Source organism: Parafrankia sp. EUN1f (assembly GCF_000177675.1).
Taxonomy (GTDB): domain Bacteria; phylum Actinomycetota; class Actinomycetes; order Frankiales; family Frankiaceae; genus Parafrankia.
In genome coordinates, this window is the sequence record NZ_ADGX01000048.1 from 1 (window position 1) to 17,953 (window position 17,953).

Annotated in this window: 13 protein-coding genes; 9 read left to right on the forward strand and 4 right to left on the reverse strand. The window is 70.4% G+C overall.

Translation table 11 applies throughout. The features are described from left to right. Nucleotides 1–211 precede the first annotated feature (211 nt). A complete protein-coding gene (locus tag FREUN1FDRAFT_RS39860; protein ID WP_006541160.1) occupies nt 212–3,505 on the reverse strand; it encodes a BTAD domain-containing putative transcriptional regulator in 3,294 nt (1,097 codons plus the stop codon). A 184-nt stretch (nt 3,506–3,689) separates the two neighbouring features. Between FREUN1FDRAFT_RS39860 and FREUN1FDRAFT_RS16095 the strand changes: the two genes are divergently transcribed. Then, nucleotides 3,690–4,715 carry an aminoglycoside phosphotransferase family protein gene (locus tag FREUN1FDRAFT_RS16095; protein WP_232295220.1) on the forward strand — a complete coding sequence of 342 codons (1,026 nt, stop codon included), beginning with the start codon at nt 3,690–3,692 and terminating at the stop codon, nt 4,713–4,715. 87 nt (nt 4,716–4,802) lie between these two features. Here the strand turns inward: FREUN1FDRAFT_RS16095 and FREUN1FDRAFT_RS16100 are convergent, their stop codons facing one another. Both FREUN1FDRAFT_RS16100 and FREUN1FDRAFT_RS16105 read right to left on the reverse strand, forming a co-directional pair. Then, a complete protein-coding gene (locus FREUN1FDRAFT_RS16100; protein ID WP_006541162.1) occupies nt 4,803–6,053 on the reverse strand; it encodes a hypothetical protein in 1,251 nt (416 codons plus the stop codon). Nucleotides 6,054–6,064: 11 nt separating this feature from the next. After that, nucleotides 6,065–7,573: an alkaline phosphatase gene (locus FREUN1FDRAFT_RS16105; protein ID WP_006541163.1), complete on the reverse strand. Its 1,509-nt coding sequence runs from the start codon at nt 7,571–7,573 to the stop codon at nt 6,065–6,067. An 805-nt stretch (nt 7,574–8,378) separates the two neighbouring features. Here FREUN1FDRAFT_RS16105 and FREUN1FDRAFT_RS16115 point away from each other — a divergent pair. From FREUN1FDRAFT_RS16115 to FREUN1FDRAFT_RS16145, 7 genes are all read left to right on the forward strand, one after another. Further along, nucleotides 8,379–9,350: an acyl-CoA desaturase gene (locus FREUN1FDRAFT_RS16115; protein ID WP_035951807.1), complete on the forward strand. Its 972-nt coding sequence runs from the start codon at nt 8,379–8,381 to the stop codon at nt 9,348–9,350. A gap of 16 nt (nt 9,351–9,366) precedes the next feature. Then, a complete protein-coding gene (locus tag FREUN1FDRAFT_RS16120; RefSeq protein ID WP_006541166.1) occupies nt 9,367–9,624 on the forward strand; it encodes an acyl carrier protein in 258 nt (85 codons plus the stop codon). Then, nucleotides 9,621–10,631, forward strand: a complete 1,011-nt coding sequence (locus tag FREUN1FDRAFT_RS16125; RefSeq protein ID WP_006541167.1) for a cyclopropane-fatty-acyl-phospholipid synthase family protein — start codon at nt 9,621–9,623, stop codon at nt 10,629–10,631. The genes FREUN1FDRAFT_RS16120 and FREUN1FDRAFT_RS16125 overlap by 4 nt, the downstream gene beginning before the upstream one ends. Further along, nucleotides 10,628–11,875 (forward strand): cytochrome P450, encoded by a 1,248-nt coding sequence (locus FREUN1FDRAFT_RS16130; RefSeq protein WP_006541168.1) that lies wholly within the window; start codon nt 10,628–10,630, stop codon nt 11,873–11,875. Before FREUN1FDRAFT_RS16125 ends, FREUN1FDRAFT_RS16130 begins: the two co-directional genes overlap by 4 nt. 223 nt (nt 11,876–12,098) lie before the next feature. Further along, a complete protein-coding gene (locus tag FREUN1FDRAFT_RS16135; protein WP_006541169.1) occupies nt 12,099–12,815 on the forward strand; it encodes a thioesterase II family protein in 717 nt (238 codons plus the stop codon). Beyond that, a complete protein-coding gene (locus FREUN1FDRAFT_RS16140; protein WP_006541170.1) occupies nt 12,812–14,590 on the forward strand; it encodes a fatty acyl-AMP ligase in 1,779 nt (592 codons plus the stop codon). Before FREUN1FDRAFT_RS16135 ends, FREUN1FDRAFT_RS16140 begins: the two co-directional genes overlap by 4 nt. Nucleotides 14,591–14,701: 111 nt before the next feature. Next, a complete protein-coding gene (locus FREUN1FDRAFT_RS16145) occupies nt 14,702–16,216 on the forward strand; it encodes a hypothetical protein (RefSeq protein ID WP_198144343.1) in 1,515 nt (504 codons plus the stop codon). Here the strand turns inward: FREUN1FDRAFT_RS16145 and FREUN1FDRAFT_RS16150 are convergent. Further along, nucleotides 16,140–16,733, reverse strand: coding sequence for a TetR/AcrR family transcriptional regulator (locus FREUN1FDRAFT_RS16150; protein WP_035951820.1), 594 nt, complete (start codon nt 16,731–16,733; stop codon nt 16,140–16,142). The two genes, FREUN1FDRAFT_RS16145 and FREUN1FDRAFT_RS16150, sit on opposite strands and share 77 nt — an antisense overlap. A 378-nt stretch (nt 16,734–17,111) precedes the next feature. Here FREUN1FDRAFT_RS16150 and FREUN1FDRAFT_RS16155 point away from each other — a divergent pair, with 378 nt between their 5' ends. Further along, nucleotides 17,112–17,933, forward strand: a complete 822-nt coding sequence (locus FREUN1FDRAFT_RS16155) for a helix-turn-helix transcriptional regulator (RefSeq protein ID WP_006541173.1) — start codon at nt 17,112–17,114, stop codon at nt 17,931–17,933. Nucleotides 17,934–17,953 lie beyond the last annotated feature (20 nt).

A 17,953-nucleotide genomic window follows, 5' to 3' on the forward strand; every position in this document is an offset into this window, starting at 1 on the left:
GCGCCGCGGCCGAGCCGCTCGCTCAGGACGTAACTGCGAACCAAGCCGGCGCACTGGCCGACACCCCCCGCCGTATTACCCCCAATGGCGAGGCACCAGTGTAAGCGGCATCTACCAGTGCAAACCCGCGAGTCCAGCCATCCACGACGGCGCCACGGACCACTCTGCGGGCACGCCCGCCTGAGACGTCCCGGGCTGGGAGGTACGGGGGTCAGGCCGGGCCTGGGCTGGGGTCGGCACATACCCGGGCGAGCGCCTCCTTCGTGGCGACGACCGCTTCGTGCGCGTCCGTTCCCAGGACGTCCACCTGATCGGCCAGGACGGCCCGCAGGATCTCGGCTGCTTTCGCCCGGTGATCGGCATCCAGCCGCTCGTACACGCACGCGAGTTCGTAGCGTCGCCGCAGGGTGTCGGGATGTCGGGGGCCGACCAGTTCGCTCGTGCCGAAGACGACGGCCTCGAGCTCCGTGGCGGCCTCGGTGAATCTCCCCAGGTCGATCAGGACTTTGCTGTGGACGTGCCGGGTGGCGATCGTGTCCCGGTGGTGCGGCCCGTGGGTCAGCTGCCGTTCGGCGGCCAGGTCGCTCAGCGCGGCGGCCGCACTGTGCCAGTCACCGGCCCGCCACTGCTGCGTCGCCAGGTTGAGGCGCAGGACGGAAACGTCGCGGTGATCCGGGCCGAGCACTCGGCGCATGTCCGCGAGGAGTTCGCTCATCTCCAACACGGCCTTTGCGGGGTCGAAGGCGTCACCGTGCTGGGTACCGAGGAGACTGCGCAGCTCGAGGACCTGCCGGCTGTCGGCACCGTGGACCCGGGTCGCGAGATCCACCAGCTCCTCCAACTCGGCCACCGAGCCGGTGGTGTCGCTGGCCTTGGAACGCCAGTAGACGAGCTGACCACGAGTGTCGATCACCGCTGCGTGCTCCGGCCCGAGCAGGCGGACCTGGTCCGCGAGAACCGCGCGCAGCTGCGTCACGGCCGTTGTCGGGAAGCCGGCCTGGCCGGACTGGTAGGCGAAGTTCCTCCTCACCTCGACCAGCAGGTTCTCCAGTTTCTCCACCCGCCGGGCCGGGTCCTCACCGTCGGCCTGGTGATCTTCACCCGCGGCCTGGCGATCCTCGGTGTCGTGGTGGGTTTCGGTGTCCTGGTGGGTTTTGGTGTCGCGCAGGGCCGCGGCCTGTCCGCGGGCGCTGTCCAGTGCGGCCCGGACGTCCTGGACCAACGACCCGAGACTGGCTCTCGCCTCCCGCACCTGCCCGCGGTCGCCCATCAGCGCCGCGTTCTGGTTCCGCAGCGAAAGAGTGTCGGGGTGGTCCGGGCCCAGCAGCTGCCCGGAGAGGTCACCGAGCCGGGTGCTCAGGTCGCCTGCGTCGTCGAGCCGGACCTCGGTGCCGAGACTGGCGACGGCCCGTTCCATGACCGGGTGCACACCGCGCCCGCGGTCCCAGATGGCCTTGGGGTGGCTGTTCTCGATGGCCATCGCGTTGGCCCGCAGCTGCTGGCCCAGATCACGGTCGCTGTCCGCGGCGGGCCAGACCTCCAGGACGGCGTCGGCGGACACCCGAGCGACCACCACCGATCGGTCCGAGCCGGACGAGGGGTCTGCCGCGAGATCATCGCGAACCGCTCGCTGTACCAGCTCGTGCACCCGGATGACGTCGTTCTCGTAGCTGACCAGGTGAAAGTGGTGCAGGGCCCGTAACCCACCGTGGATGCGGTCCCTGTCGGGTGCGGAGGGAACGTGGCGCGCGAGATGCTCCCGGGAGGCGCGCGTCCGCATGACCCGCCCCGGAACTCCATGGGGATTCAGCGTGCTCAGCATCTCCATCAACGGGCGCGCGTAGCCGGCCGGGCGCCTCTCGTCCGCGCTGTCGATGGAGACTCCCCAGGTGGTGGCAACGGTGTGGGCGTACTCGTCGAAGTTGGCCGCCTCCTCGGGGAACATCTCCTGCAGCTTTCTGCTGCGGTCGACAAACTGATCCGCGTACGAGGTGCAGGGCATCTCCAGGTCGACCATGTACGCGGCGGCGTGGCTGATGGCGAGGGGTAACGCACCCAGGAGGTCCACGACCCGGTCCACGTCGTCGGCCAGCAGCGGGTGGGCGGCCAGTTTCCGGGTTATGTACTGCCGTGCCTCCGCGGGTGTGAAGACCCCGAGCTCGACCGCGCTGCCGCGGGCGAGAAGCGTCGCGTCACGGCGTCGGGTGGTCACGACGACCCGTCCGGTGGGTCTGTCGGGCGGCCACAGACCGCGGATGTGAGCCGGTTCCGCCAGGTCGTCGAGGACAACCAGCCAGCGCTGCCGCGTGTTCTCCAGCCAGGAGAGGAAATTCTCGACGAGCTTGTTCGGATCGTCGTCCTCCCGCCCGAGGCCGAGCCGCAGCGCGGCCTGGACGTAGCGGGACACCACCGCGTCGCGGCTGAGCGCGGACACCCACACCAGGAGGTCGAGCTCGCCATGCCCGTCCTGCCAGAGACGGCGGGCGAGGTCGGCGGCGAGCTGGGTCTTGCCCACTCCGCCCAGGCCGGCGACCACCTGGGTGAGCACCGCCGTCTGTCCGGCGGCCGCGGCCTCGTGGAGCCGGCCGGCCAGGTCCCGGTCCTGGAAGTTGTCGGCCCGGGGCGGCAGGACTCCGACCACCCCTGGTCGATCCGGGTCCGCTGGGCGAGGCGTGCCGGCGCGGCGCTGCGACCCGGCCGTCGGCTGCCGGCCCCCGTTTCCGCCGCCGTTTCCGTCCCGGGCGCCGTTCCGGTTCCCGTCAGTGGCACTTTCGGCGAGAATGCGCTGGTGTACCCGGCTCATTTCGGGCCCGGGTTCATAGCCCTGTGCAATGGCCATCTGGTGGCGGGCCGACTCGTACAGTTTCAGTGCCTGGCCGCGCCGGCCGGTCGCGTCCAGTGCGCGCATCAGCAGCGAGACGAGGCGTTCGTCGCGCAGATCGCCGTGGGTCAGCGCCAGCAGCGGTTCGACCACGGATTCCGGGCTGCCCGCGTCCAGCTCGGTGGCGGCCCAGTCCGCGGTCAGCGCCCGCCTTTCCCGGCGCCAGCCCTCCCGGACGCTTTCAGCCCAGGCCGACGGCATATCCGCCAGCGGCTCGTCCCGCCACAGGCCCCTCGCCTCGCGCAGCAGTGCCAGCCGTTCGTCGTTTCCGGCCGCGTATCTCGCCTGCCGCCGCAGCGCGAACATGCGGAAGACGTCGATCTGCTCGCGGTCCAGGTCGAGGCGGTAACGCCCGTCCCTGCTGCGCGGGATTCGCACCGGACGGGCCGGGTCGGAGTTCTCCGCGAGGAGGCGCCGCAACTCGCTGATGTACACGCGCAGGCTGTCGCCGGGATGGTCGGGCCTTTCCTCGGGCCAGATCCGCTCGATCAGTGTTTCGGTCGGGACGGGGCGGCCCGGCTCGACCGCCAGCACCGCGAGTACCCGGCATCGAAGTGGCGGCCCCACCTCGACGACCTGCCCGGACGCGATGATGCGCACCTGGCCCAGCAGTTTGATTTCCATCTTCCCCCCGACGGAGGATAACCGGCCCCGCGGGCGCGTTTCCAGCATCCCGAATGGGCCGTTCCGGTCGTTGTGCCCGGTGCGGGAGGGTACGCCAACATTCACCAACAGAAGTCCCACAAGGCCATGTCGCAATCGGTCCATGTCCGACCAGTTTCTGATGAGCCAGCGGCCGGGTGCCCCCGTGAGCCCGCCGGCTCCGAGGTCCGTCCGGTCCGCTACGCCGACCATCTCTCCGCAGCCGCAGCCGCAGCCGCAGCCGCAGCCGCAGCCGCAGCCGCCTGCCCGGCCTGGTTCGCTGGCCACCGCCCTCCGGCAGGCCCTGGCGGCCCCGGACGACGAGAGGGGCGAGCGGATCAGTCAGCTGGGCCTGAGGCCCCTGACCGGGGGGTTGAACAACTACGCGTTCCGCTGGGGCACCCCGTCGGAGGGCGAGGTGTGTGTCAAGGCCTACCCGTCGGGTGACCGGTGGCGAGCCGAGCGTGAGTGGCGGGCGCTGTCACTGTTGGCACGGCGTTCGGTGCCGTGGGCGCCGCGGCCACTGTGGTGGGATCCGCACGGCAGCCCGCCGATCGTGATCATGACCATGCTCCCTGGCCGAGAGGTCCGCCACCTCGACAGCCCGCGGGAGCGGATCGCGGCGCTCGACGGCCTCGTCGACACCTTGCGCGCAATCACCGCCGTACCGCTGGAGGCCGGCTTCGAGACCCTCGTGCGGGTGGAATCCATCCAGTTCTGCCTGGAGACCCTGAGTGATACCTGGCCGCGCCGGCTTGCCCGGGTGGCTGACAGCACGTTGAGCGCCGATCTACGGCACCTGCTGCGGCGCTGGTCGAACAGCGGTGACCCGGAGATCCTCGGCCGCCCGGCGCCGCGGGTCTTCTCCCGGGGCGACGGGAATCTGCGCAACTGGCTGTGGGACGGCGCGGTCTGCCGGTGTGTCGACTTCGAGTACAGCGGCTGGAGCGATCGTGTCTTCGACGCCGCGGACCTGGTCGAACATCCGTACCGCGAGGAGATCGACGACGCCCTGTGGCCGGGGGTTATCGACGCGCTGGGCATCACCGACGCCGACCGGCCGCGGTTCGACGCGGCGCGGCGGGCGTGCGCGATGCGCTGGGCGGCCGTGCTCTGGGAGAAGCGTGGCCGTCAACTCGGGGAGTTCCTCGTGCAGCTCGATCGCGTGCGCCTCCTGACCCGCGACCTCTGACTGGACGTACCGGGTCGACAGCCCCAGGGGCTGTCGACCCGGTAGCTGCTGCCTGGTGCCGCTGCCTGGTGCCGCTGCCAGGTGCTCCTACCAGGTGCTGTTGACCAGACCGGTGCCCAGGTACACCTGGTCGAAGGTGTTGCCGTCGTGGTCGTCGGTGTAGGCGATCACGATCTGGCCCCACGCGTTGACGCCCAGCGCCGGCTCGTCCTGCTTGGCGGCGATGGTGGTGTGCACCCGCAGCTGCGGGAGCCGGCCGGTGCTGGTGCCGTCCACGTTGAGGCCCTGGGCGTAGACGTCGGCGCCCTGGGCCCAGGCGACCACGGCGCGCCGCTGGTCGTCGATGCCGGCCTGCGGGTCCGCGCCGGGCAGGATGACCTCCGGGCCCGCCACGTTCGCCGCGCTGAACGACCGGGCACCGACCTGCGCGGTGCCGTTCTGGTCGGTCTCCCAGGCGACGACGTAGTCACCGTTGAAGTTCGCCGCCACCGACGGGTGGACCTGGTCCCCGGCGGTCGCCACGTTGGCGATGGTCTGGGCGACCTTCACCCCACCCGACGGCGTGAACACCTTGCGTCCGACGTTGAACGCGCCGTTGCCGTCGCCGTCCTCGTCCCAGACCACGATCGCGTTGCCGACGGCGTCCTGGGCGACGTCCGGCCGGTGGTGGGCGCCGCCGGCCGTGTTCACCTGGACCTCGTAGGTCTTGGACGAGATCGACGCGTATCCGGACAGGCGCACCGTCGGTTCCGTGCCGGTCTGGACGTCCTCGAAGGCGACCGCGAAGCCGGCGGTGTCCGGGTCCGCGGCGACGTGCGCGTTGAGCTGCTGCCCGGTGGAGTCGGCGTTCGCCTGCGCCGATCCGGTCACCGTGCCGGCGGTGTTCACCGTGCGCACCGCGATGTTGTAGTAGCCGTTGCCGTCCGGGTCCTCCGCCCAGATGACCACCGCGGTGCCGTCGTCGTGCAGGGCGACGTCGGGCTGGACGTGCCGCCAGTTCCCGCTGCCACCGGCCGACAGCTGCTTCTCGTACAGGGACGTCCCGTCCTTGTAGAGACGGAGGTAGACCTCGGTGTGCAGGGTGTCCTCGGGGGCGGTCGTGTCGCGGTCGTCCTCCCAGACGACGGCCGTGTAGCCGTTGCGGGTCGCGGACACCTCCGCGTTGTCCTGGTCGCCGGTGGCGTCGGTGTTGGCGACTGTCCAGGTGACGTCGGCCGTCGTGGTTCCGTCCGCGAGCGCGGTGCCGGCCAGCGGGCCGGCGAGCATGCCGGCGAGGGCGGCCGTCGCCGCGGTGCCGATGACCGCGACACGGGTGATGCGCCTGTTGCGCCTGTGCATCGCTGCCCCCTTCAGACCGTCTGGAGGCCGGGGTTCCCGGCCTGGATCACGTAGCTCTGCGCGGTGCTGACCGCCAGGCCACGCACGGTGACCTGGTTGAGCACGCGGAAGTCCACCGCCATCTGGGTGGGGGTGGTGACGGTGCGTACGTAACCGCGGCGGTTCCAGTTGAACTTCACGTGCGGGTTCAGGGTGGACAGGCCTGTGCCGGCGCCGGTGCCGTCACCGCCGGAGGTGATCGAGGTGGTCACCAGCTCGGTGCCGATCACCTGGTTCTGCGTCGTGTAGTTGTCCATGATGTTCGAGGCCCAGTGCTGGTGGACGTCCCCGGTGAGCACTACGACGCTGTCGTTGCCGCTGGCCTGCCAGCCGGCCTGGATGCGGCCGCGGTTGGCGGTGTAGCCGTCCCAGGCGTCCATGCTCTTCGCGCCGGCGGCGGAGCTCAGCCGCTGCGCGAAGAAGACCTGCTGGCCGATGATGTCCCAGGTGCCGAGGTGCTGGCCGAGGCCGTTGAGCAGCCACGTCTCCTGCGCGGCCCCGGTCAGCGTGCGGCTCGCGAGATCGGCGTCCGCGCAGACCTGCGTGCCGTCGCCGCAGGCCTGGTCGTCGCGGTACTGCCGGGTGTCGAGCATGTGGAAGGTGGCCAGGCTGCCCCAGCGCAGCCGCCGGTAGAGCTGCATGTTCTGGCTGACGGGGATCTGCGCCGAGCGCAGCGGCATGTGCTCGTAGTACGCCTTGTACGCGGCCGCGCGCCGGGCCGTGAAGTCCCCGGCGGGGGTGGAGTTCTCCCGGACGAGGTTCGCGTAGTTGTTCTCGACCTCGTGGTCGTCCCACACCGGGATCCAGGGCGCGACGGCGTGCGCGGCCTGCAGGTCCACATCGGTCTTGTAGAGGGCGTGCCGCACCCGGTAGTTCGCCAGCGAGGTGATCTCCGCGGTCGGCTGGTGCGAGCGCACGCCGGAGCCGGCGCCGCCCTCGTAGATGTAGTCGCCGAGGTGCAGGATCAGGTCCGGAGTCTCCTCGGCCATCCGGCGGTAGGCGGTGAAGTATCCGGCCTCGTAGTGCGAGCAGGAGGCGAACAGCATCTTCAGGGTGGGGCTGGTGCCGACGGCCGGCGCGGTGCGGGCGCGGCCAACCGGGGAGATCTGGCCCGACGCACGGAACCGGTACCAGTACTCGCTGTTCGGCTGCAGGCCGCTGACCTCGACGTGGACGCTGTGCGCCCAGGCCTGGACGGCGGTCGTCGATCCGCTGGCGGCGAGCGTGGTGAAGTACTGGTCGGTCGCCACCTGCCACTCCACGGTGACATTGGCGCTCGACATTCCGCCGAGTCCGTCCGCGTTGAGAGGACTGGGCGCGAGGCGGGTCCACAGAACGAATCCGTCTGCGGTGGGCTCGCCGGAGGCGACACCGAGAGTGAAGGGGTAGGACGCGGCCCGGGCGATCGAGACACCCGCCAGCGCAGTTCCCACTCCCGCCATCCCGCCGAGGATGACGGTGCGTCGGTTGAGTTGGGTCATGGGACGGTTTCTATTGGCCGCCCGGGAAGGGGGTGGCGGGGTCCGAGAATGTTCACGCGCCGTTGGCTCGCCCGATCCGGGGCCCAGTGCTCGCCAGCCGATCCGTCATCTGGCCGATGCCTGGCGCGGTCTGGACGCAAGCTCCGCCAGCCCGTCCGGCGTGTCCAGATCACGACCGGAGCGACCGGCGCGACGGCCAGCCCGAACGTCGGCAGGGGCATCGTCGGGCCGATCCGGCTGATCGTCGCGTTCGCCGGGCTCAGCCCCGGCAGGCACCCGATCCTGGGCGCAGCCTGGGCCTGACAGCCAGGGCCTGACAGCCAGGGCCTGACAGCCAGGGCCTGGCGCGGCGGGTGTGCCGTCGTGGCACGGCTACCAGATCCAGCCAGTCCGGCGACCGGGGCAAGGTCACTCCGTCAACAAAAATCAAGCATGATTCCGCCCATCGGCACTGCTCCGGGCGTTTGCTGACTATAAATTGAGTCTGCATGTCGACCGATGTTCATTTTTTAATCAGGCCGCAACGACCGCGGCGGAATCGCATCACCGATGTCGACATCGAACTCGAAAGCGAGCGACTGTGCCACCGCACGCCGACCCGAACAAGATTCCAGGATCCTGAATCAATTGCTTGAAGGCAATTTTTTCGCAAGGTCGCACCGGCCTGGCACTCGTGGGCTATAAATGACTTCGTCCGACGACCGCAGGTTGAATATCCCCCACCAGAGGGCTGGTGAGCTAAATGGTCGACGACGGCGTTCAGGCTGTCGAACAAGCTGACAAAAACGCCCTTGCGGCCCAGCCCATGCCAGGGCTCGGCCGGGCCGGCGCCGAACCACGCCGGAAGACCATCAGCAATCCCTATGTGCACCGTCTGCAGCGGCGGCATTTCCTGCTGTTCGACATCGTGCCGATCGTCGGGACGGCCGTCGCGCTCGCGCTCCTTACGGTACGGCCCATCGGCGCCACCGAGATCGCCCTGCTGGTGGCTATGTGGGCGGTCACCGGGCTGGGTATCACCGTCGGGTACCACCGACTGTTCACCCATCGCGCGTTCCGGGCGAAGCCAGCGCTGGCGGCGGCGCTCGCGATCACCGGCTCGATGGCTGGCCAGGGCGGCCTCGTGTCCTGGGTCGCCCTGCACCGACGGCACCACGAGTGCAGCGACCAGGAAGGCGACCCGCACTCGCCGAACCTCGCGGGTGACGGGCTGCGGGGCCGGCTGCGCGGCCTGGCTCATTCGCATTTTCTATGGATGCGCCGCCATGAGTACCCCAATGTCGTCCACTATGCTCCAGACCTGATCAAGGACCGTGCGCTGATCCGGGTGGCAAGGCGCTACAACCTCTGGGTCGCGCTGGGGCTGGCGCTCCCCGCCGCCATCGGAGGGATCATTGACCAGAGCCTGGTCGGTGCGTTCTATGGGCTGCTGTGGGGCGGGCTGGTCCGCATATTCCTCCTGGAGCACGTCATCTGGGCGATTAATTCCTTCCTGCACATGTTCGGTACCCGGCCCTTCGTGTCCCGGGAGAAAAGCCGGAACGGCGGGATCTTCTCAGTTCTCACCTTCGGCGAGTCCTGGCACAACAACCATCACGCTTTCCCCGAATCACCGTCGTTCGGTCTCCGCTGGTATCGCCCCGACCCGGGCTTCTGGTTCATCCGGACCTGCGCCGCTCTGGGCCTCGCGAGCGATCTGAAGACACCCTCCGCACGGCGGATCGCCGCGCGGAGAACCGCCGCGAACGACACGGTCACCCCCGCCGTCGCCTCCTGAGAAACGAGCCGCTGCTGTGACAACAACCCAGGAATCCATTGCCAACTGGTGCCAGGAGTACATCGCGGGGCTGCTGAACGTCGCGCCGGACGCGGTGTCGCCCACGGCGTCGTTCGACCGGCTGGGAATCGACTCGGCCGTCGCCGTCTCACTGCTGATCGAGGTGGAGGAGCGGTACGGCGTCGACCTGCCACCGGAGGCGTTGTTCGAGAACCCGACCATTGATGCGGTCGCCGCCTACCTCCATGAGCGGACCGGGCAAGGGGCGGCGTGACCGCGCCGGCGTCCGAGCGCCAGACAGCCGACCGCGACGGCTTCGAGCCCGACGGATCCGGACCCGACCGCCCCGGGCCCGAAGCCCGGGGCACCAACGACGCTCTTGCCGCGGCCGCGGCAGCCGTTCGCTACCACTACGACGTCGGCAACGAGTTCTACCGGCTGTGGCTGGACACGTCGCTGAGCTACTCGTGCGCGATGCCCGACGGCCCGGACGACGATCTCGAAGCCGCTCAGGATCGCAAGCTGCGCTTCCACCTCGACGCCGTCAACGCGCAGCGCGCGGGTGCCGTGCTCGACATCGGCTGCGGCTGGGGCGCCGTCCTGGGACGTCTCGCTCTCACCCACCGGGTGCCACGAGCTGTCGGGCTCACGCTCAGCATCGAGCAGGCAGCCCACGTCGCTGCAGCGGGTCATCCCGGGGTCGAGGTCCGCACGGAGGACTGGCGGGACTACGAACCCGACGAGCTCTTCGACGGCATCATCTCGATCGGCGCGTTCGAGCACTTCGCGCGCCCGCAGGACTCATCCGCCGAAAAGATCCAGACGTACCGGGACTTCTTCGAGCGCGCCAGATCCTGGCTGACGGCGGACGGCGCGCTGTCGCTGCAGACGATCGCCTACGCGAACATGCCCCGCGAGCAGGCCAGCGCGTTCATGCAGCAGGAGATCTTCCCGGACGCCGATCTGCCGACCCTTGCGGAGATCACCACCGCCGCGGAGGGAGTGCTGGAGACGCGCCTGATCCGCAACGACCGGCTGGACTACGCCTGGACCTGCGAACAGTGGGCCCGGCGCCTGCGCGCGCGCCGCGACGAGGCGACCGGCTTCGTCGGCCCGGACATCGTCGCCCGTTACGAGCGCTACCTGCGGATGTCCGCGCTTGGCTTCCGCTCGGGCAAGATCTGTCTGTACCGGCTGGTGTTCACGCCCTACCCCCGCGGGTACGCCGGGCGCGCGACCCCTGCCCCTGCCTCGGGGGACGTAAAGGCCACGGCACGATGACGACGACCCAGAGCACGGCGATCCGCTTCAACCCGTTCAGCGCCGAGTTCCGCGAGGATCCCTACCCGATCTACCGCGGGCTGCGCGAACACCGCCCGGTTCACCGCACGCTGGGCATGTGGGTGCTCACCCGGCACACCGACGTGCACAGTGTGCTGCGCAACCGCGGGTTCGGCGTCAGCGTCATCCCACGCCAGCTCGACCGGCAGGCGGGCAAGCTCGGCCGGCAGGACGTCGGTCGCATCAGGCGGCTGGCGGCGTCATCGCTGGTGTTCACCGATGATCCCGAGCACCGGCGCCTGCGTGCGCTGGTCAACCGGGTGTTCACCGCCTCGGCGGTCGACACGCTGCGCCCCAGGATGGCGGCCGTCGTCGGACGGTTGCTGCGCCGAGCACTGGACAGCGGCGGCATGGACGTCATCGGCGACTTCGCGGCGCCACTTCCGATCGCGGTTCTGTGCGACTGGATGGGCCTGCCGGGCGATGTGCGCGAACAGGTCGGTGGGTGGACCCACGACATCCGCTTCCTGCTCGAACCGGGCCTGCTCAAGGCCGACGACCTCGCTCGGGTGCGGGATGTCGTCGAACTGTTCGTCACCGCCGTCGGCGAAGTGATCGACGAGCGTCGGGCCCGCCCGGGCCAAGACCTGATCAGCCACCTCCTGGCGACACGGACCGGGAGCGGAGACCAACTGGGCGACGAGGAGATCGCCTTCGTCTGCATCATGTGCTTCGTCGCCGGCCTTGAGACGACCACGTCGCTGATCGGCAACGGGCTGCTCGCGCTGCTTTCCAACCCGTCGCAGGACGCGCTGCTGCGCGAGCGTCCCGAGCTGGCCCCGGGCGCAGTGGCCGAGGCGCTGCGCTATGACAGCCCGCTGCAACTGACCAAGCGCATCGCTGCGGTCGACGCCGAGATCGGCGGGCATCAGGTGCGATCCGGTGACGAGGTGCTGCTTTGTCTCGGCGCGGCCAACCGCGACCCGGCGGTGTTCGACCGGCCCGACGAGTTCGACATCGGCCGCGCGGAACGCGGGCACCTCGCGTTCGGACACGGGATGCACGGCTGCCTGGGCGGGCCACTGGCCCAGGCCCAGGCGGAAATCGCGATCGAGGCCCTCTACCGGCAGGCGGGCCGGCTGGAGCCGCTGACAGGTCAGGAGAAGGGACTGCGGTGGCAGGACCACAGCTTCATCGTCCGCGGGCTGACTCACCTGCCCGTCGCGATCAGGGACGTCCGGTGACCGCGGTCGAGACGACGCCGCACACGCCGCCCGGGGCAGCGGGCCAGGGGCCGGCATCGGTCGTGGGCGCGCCCTGGCTACGCCTCGACCCGCCGGACCCGCAGGACCCGACGGGCCCGGCCGGGACGAACGGAGCGAACGGGACGGGGGGACGGCCGGGACGGCGACGGATCCAAGTGCCTCGGAGCCCGCCGGGGCGACAGCAGGGAGGCGAGAGCTGCCCGTGCGGCTCGTCTGTTTCCCGCATGCGGGCGCCGGAGCCTCCTCCTTCGCCCGTTGGGTCGGCCTGTTCCCACCAGAGATCACGCTGGTGCGTGCTCAGCTGCCCGGCCGGGAGGAGGTCGCGGCGAGGCGCCCGCTGCGTCAGGTGCATGACGCCGTCGAGGCCCTGATGCCGCAGACGGCCGCCATCACCGACGGTACGGCGCCGCTGGCGCTCTACGGGCACAGCATGGGCGCGCTGGTGGCCTTCGAGCTCGCGCGGGCACTCACCGCCGCGGGCAGCCCGCCGTCGCACCTGTTCGTCTCCGGCCGGCGGGCCCCGCACCAGGCGAGCCGCCGCCCGCCGGTCCACCGCTTCCCCGACGAGGAGTTCGTGGGGGCGATGGAAGCGATGGGCGCGACCGACGGCGTCGTCCCCCGCACCGCGGCCTTCCTGCGCTACATGGTCCGGGTGACTCGCGCCGACCTGGAACTGTCCGAGGAATACGACTACAGCCCGACCCCGCGGCTGGCATGCCCCATCACCGCCTTCTACGGGACGGAGGACCCGGTGGTCGACATCGACCAGGTCGAGGCCTGGCGGCGCGAGACGGACGCTCCCTTCGCGTTCCACACGTTCGCCGGCGGCCATTTCTTTCACCAGCGGCATCGGGCGGCCATCGTCGGCCTCATGGCACAGGCGCTGCGCTCGGCCAACGTGACCGGGGCCCCGGCGTGAGCGGACCAGGGCTGACAGCGGCACGCTGCCTGACCGAGACCCTGCGCGCCCGCGCCGCCGAGCAGCCGGCCGACCGCGCCTACGTGTTCCTCGACAACCGTGGCGAGGAGTACGACACGTTGACCTATGGCCAGCTTCACGCCCGGGCGCTCGCCCTGGGCCGGCAGCTGGCGGAGGTCGCCAGGCCGGGTGACCGGGCGCTGCTCGCCTTCGGGTCAGGCCCGGAGTTCATCGTCGCCTACTTCGCCTGCCTCTACAGCTGGATCATCGCCGTTCCGGTCAACCCGCCGCGGGCCGGGCACGTGCAGAACTCGACCCGTGCCATCGTCCGTGACTGCGAGCCCGTCGCCGTGCTCACCACCCCGGCGCTGCTCGCCACCGTCGGCGCGGCCCTCGACGAGATCCGCCCGGGGGTGCGCCGGCTCGCGGTCGACATGGCCCCGTCCGTGGAGCTCACGGCGGCCGGGGTGGCGGACACCGAGACCGGGTGGGCCGACCTGCGGCCACCGGATCCGGAGGCCATCGCGTTCCTCCAGTACACGTCCGGGTCCACCGCGGCACCCAAGGGCGTCATGGTCACCCACGGCAACCTCGCGGCCAATCAGGAGATGATCAGACGTGCGTTCGGCCACGACGAGCGGTCGACCGTGGTCGGCTGGGCGCCCTTCTTCCACGATCAGGGGCTGATCGGCAACGTCCTGCAGCCGCTGCACATCGGGGCGACCAGCGTCCTGATGTCACCCGCGGCGTTCATCCGCCGGCCGTTGCTGTGGCTGTCCGCGATCTCCCGTTACCGTGCCCGTTCCAGCGGCGGGCCGAACTTCGCCTTCGACCTCTGTGTGTCGCACGCCGCCCGGGAGGTGGCGCGGGGACGCCGCATCGGCACCGGGAACGGCGACGAGCCGCTTGACCTGAGCAGCTGGAAGGTCGCGTTCAACGGCGCGGAACCGATCCGCCACCAGACAATCGCCCGGTTCGCCGAGACCTTCGCCCCGTTCGGGTTCCGTCCCGAGACGTCGTACCCCTGCTACGGCCTGGCTGAGGCGACCCTGCTGGTGACCGGCAGCCGGCCGGGCCGCGGCCCGCGGACGGTCACCGCGGACCGCGCGGCTCTCACACAGCGGCGCTACGTCCCGACCACCGACGGGCTCGGCCAGGTGCTCGTCGGGTCGGGCCGGGTCCTGTCGGAGCAGACCATCCGTATCGTCGACCCGGCCACCGGGCAGGCGTGCCCTCCCGGTGAGATCGGCGAGATCTGGGTCTCGGGGCCGCACGTCGCGCGGGGATACTGGCAGAACGTCGAGGCCACTGCCGCCACCTTCCACGCCACCTGCGCGGACGATGAGCCGGGCCGCCGCTTCCTGCGCACGGGAGACCTCGGGGTGCTGGTCGACGACGAACTGTACGTTGCCGGCCGCCTGAAAGATCTGATCATCATCAGGGGGCGGAACTTCTACCCCCAGGACATCGAGCGGACCGCGGAGCAGGCGCATCCCGCGGCGCGTGAGGGCAGGGTGGCCGCCTTCGCGGTTCCCGGCCCGGCCGCTGGCGAACGGCTTGTCGTCGTTCAGGAGGTGCGGGAATCGCCGGATGTCGTCCTGGATGACGTCGCGGCGTCGATCCGGGCCGCGGTGGTACGCGAGCACGACGTGTCGATCGGCGATCTGGTGCTCACCGGGGCGTCCGAGCTCGCGACGACCAGCAGCGGGAAGATCATGCGCGCGGCCGCCCGCGCCCGCTACGAGAACGGCGGTTTCCCCGCCTGTTCGCGGTAGTCGGCGCCGCTTGGTGGCCAGTCTCACCCGGATTTGCTGTCTTTGGCCGGGAACGTTACGCTCCGGTCCGTGCCTGGGCACGCCCTCATCCATCGCCCAAAGCACCGTGCGGTGCGCCGCGGGGGCCCGTCAAAGGGTGTCTGGGGCCGCACCGGCGGCTGGTGGCACTGCCTGTTTCTGGCGCTCTTTCTCGGTGCTCTCGCCATGCGGTTGGCCGCGGTTTTCGGATATCGGCCGGCGCTCTGGTTCAACGACAGCTACGACTATGTCGGCGTGGCGCTGCGCCCCGAGCCCTATGTCGTCCGGCCAGCTGGTTACAGCATGTTCCTGCGGGCTTTCCTCCCGTTTCACAGTTTTGAGCTGGTGGTGCTGGCGCAGCATCTGATCGGGCTTGCCGTAGGGGTCGGAATCTACCTGCTGCTGCTGCGGCTGCGCAGCCCGGCCTGGCTCGCCGCGGGCGGCGCCGTGCCGCAGCTGTTCGATGCCTACCAGATCGCGCTGGAACACATGGTGCTGTCCGAGACGCTTTTCACCGCACTGCTGTTCGGCGCCGTCATGTGCCTGCTCTGGAACCGCCGGGTGGGTGTGCTGGGAGCGCTCGGCGCCGGCCTCGCGCTGAGCGCCGCCTCGGTGACCAGGTCCGTCGGCCTGCCCCTGGCGCTGGTCGCGGCGCTGTGGCTGGTGGCCAGATGGCCCGGCTGGCGGTCCGTCGGCGTCTTCGCGGTGGCCCTGACACTGCCGCTGGCCGCCTACGGCGGCTGGTACAAGGCCGAGCACGGAACATTCGCGATCTCGGGCAGCACCGGGATCTTCCTCTACTCGCGGACGGCGACGTTCGCCGACTGTGCCGTGATCAACCCGCCGGAGAAGCTACGGGTTCTCTGCCCGGCCGAGCCGGTGGGCGAGCGGCAGCAGCCGTCGAACTACATCTGGCACGGCGACACACCGCTGTTCGACGTCCCCGGGGAGACCTTCAGCCCGGAGAAGGAGGAGCTGGCGCGCCAGTTCGCCACCGCGGCGATCACCCGGCAGCCGCTGGACTACCTTCGCACCGTCGCCCACGATTTCAGGCGCACCTTCGAATCACGTCTGGCGGACTATCCGAGCCGGATGGTGGCCCAGCGGTACCTCTTCGCCTCCGCGACGATTCCCCTGCAGGGCAAGGACCGCGAGGCAGCGGACATGCGCGCCTACGAGCGCGGCGAATTCGCCACCACGGTGCATTCCCCGGCCGCCGGCTGGCTGGTCTCGTATCAGCGTGACGTCCGGGTGCCCGCGCCGGCGATCGGCATCGCGCTGCTGGCCGCGTTCGCCGGCCTGGTCCTGTCGGTCCGCGATCGGACCAGGCGCGCGCCGCTGCTGCTGCTGGCCGGGGTCGCGCTGCTCGCGCTGCTGCTGCCGCCGGCCACCGCGGGCTTCGACTACCGCTACGTCCCGCCGTCCTTCCCGTTCCTCGGCGCAGCCGTGGCACTGGCCCTGACCAGCGTGCTCCGCCTCCGTCAGGAGCGCCGGGACCGTCAGGAGCGCCGGGACGGCGGGGACGGCCCGGTCAGTGGCCCTCGGCCGGATCCAGCGCCTCCAGCCACAGGTTCACCAGCTCCAGGGTCTCCTGGTGGCCCATGGTGATTCCCAGTGCGCGCTCCATGACCAGAATGCGCGATATGCCAGTCATGAAGAGGGTCGCCACCAGCGGGTCGATCTCGGCCGGAGCGCCGCCCCGCGCCTCGAGGGCCGCTGCAAGCGCGGCGCGTTCCGTCTCGCGGAACCGCTCCGCGTAGGCCGCGATCTCCGCGCGGATGGCCTTGCGATGGTTGGCGAGCGCCATGAACTCGGTGAGCAGCGCGGTCCCACGCGGATCGATGTCGATCTCCCACAGGGCCCACAGGTGGCGTGGCTCGCGCAGGGCCGCCTGCTGCCGAGCCAGGTTCGCCTCCGCACCGCGCCGGAACACGGCCAGAAAGAGATCGTCCATCGACCGGAAGTAGTAATGCACGAGGGCGGGCTTGATCCCGGCCTGGGCCGCGACCCGCCGGGAGCTGACGGCGGCGTACCCCTCATCCAGCATGATCTGGGCAGTCGCGTCGAGCAGGGCTGTACGGGTTCCGGACTCCTCGCTCCCCTGGCGGCGTTGTCCTGAACTCATGCCGGCGATCCACACGCGTCCGTCGATGGCGTCGGGCGCGCTCCGATCCGCCGGACGCATCGAACGCGATGCCTGATCGCTTGATTTCTGGATGCTGGCAGGCCAGGCATCCGCCCAGCATAGTGAGGCGCTTCCAGCTCTCGCTACGTGATCAGCGATGCCGCAGGCCCGAGTCGGCCTTGGAAAGGACCCGGTGTTGATCTGTGCCGTGGGTGGCCCACGGACTTCGGCCGGCCCAGGACGCCCGGCCCGGCGGCCCGGCGTGGCCGGAAATTCGGCCTTCGCCACCGGCTCGGGTCGCCTATTCTTACCCGGGTGGCCGCTACCGTCTATTCGGCTGACAGAGCTGCTGAACCGGCCAGGATCGGCGTCGTCGACATGCGCCGAGGGGGCCACGCGCTCGCCGGCAGCTACCTGCACGAGGGCACCGGCCTGGTAACCGGCTGGCATTCCCACAGCATGCACCAGATCGAGTACGCCGTCGCCGGCGTGGTCGAGGTGGAGACGGAGAGCGCACACTATCTCCTCCCGCCGCAGCAGGCCGCCTGGATTCCCGCGGGCCTGGAACATCAGGCGACGCTCAACCCGACCGCCCGGACCATCTCTGTCGTGTTCGATCCCGGGCTCGTCCCGCGGCCGGGTGACCGTGCTCGCATCATCGCCGTGCCACCACTCATCCGCGAGATGATGATCTATGCGTTGCGCTGGCCGATCGCCCGTGCCGGCGACGACCCGGTGGCGCAGGGGTTCTTCCGGACCCTCGGCCATCTCGTCGCGGAGGCGCTGGACCATGAGGCTCCGCTGAGCCTGCCCACGTCGTCCGACCCCATCGTCGCGGCGGCGATCGCCTACACCCAGACGCATCTCGACTCCGCCTCCGTCGGCGCGGTCAGCCGTGCGGTCGGCGTGTCGGAGCGGACGTTGCGCCGGCAGTTCCAGGCCACGCTCGGCATGTCGTGGCGGCACTACGTCCTGCAGGCGAGGCTGTTGCGTTCGATGGCGCTGCTGGCGAACCCGGACCTGTCGGTGCTCGAGGTGTCCACGGCGGTGGGCTTCGAGAACCCGAGCGCGTTCGCGCGGGCCTTCGCCCAGCACTGCGGGGAGAAGCCGTCGTCCTACCGTCGGCGGGCCGGCGCTCTCCCCGCGGACGGGCCGGTCGCGGGCCTGGGTGCGGCGCCGCTGACGCCGGCGAAGGGCTGACGGAGCGCCCGGGAGATTTA

What these genes read in the sequence shown, in the direction of transcription:
- FREUN1FDRAFT_RS16100 (WP_006541162.1), bottom strand. Translation starts at nt 6,053, where the DNA reads ATGCACAGGCGCAACAGGCGCATCACCCGTGTCGCGGTCATCGGCACC.
- FREUN1FDRAFT_RS16150 (WP_035951820.1), bottom strand. Translation starts at nt 16,733, where the DNA reads ATGAGTTCAGGACAACGCCGCCAGGGGAGCGAGGAGTCCGGAACCCGT.
- FREUN1FDRAFT_RS16155 (WP_006541173.1), top strand. Translation starts at nt 17,112, where the DNA reads ATGCGCCGAGGGGGCCACGCGCTCGCCGGCAGCTACCTGCACGAGGGC.
- FREUN1FDRAFT_RS16105 (WP_006541163.1), bottom strand. Translation starts at nt 7,573, where the DNA reads ATGACCCAACTCAACCGACGCACCGTCATCCTCGGCGGGATGGCGGGA.
- FREUN1FDRAFT_RS16130 (WP_006541168.1), top strand. Translation starts at nt 10,628, where the DNA reads ATGACGACGACCCAGAGCACGGCGATCCGCTTCAACCCGTTCAGCGCC.
- FREUN1FDRAFT_RS39860 (WP_006541160.1), bottom strand. Translation starts at nt 3,505, where the DNA reads ATGGAAATCAAACTGCTGGGCCAGGTGCGCATCATCGCGTCCGGGCAG.
- FREUN1FDRAFT_RS16115 (WP_035951807.1), top strand. Translation starts at nt 8,379, where the DNA reads ATGCCAGGGCTCGGCCGGGCCGGCGCCGAACCACGCCGGAAGACCATC.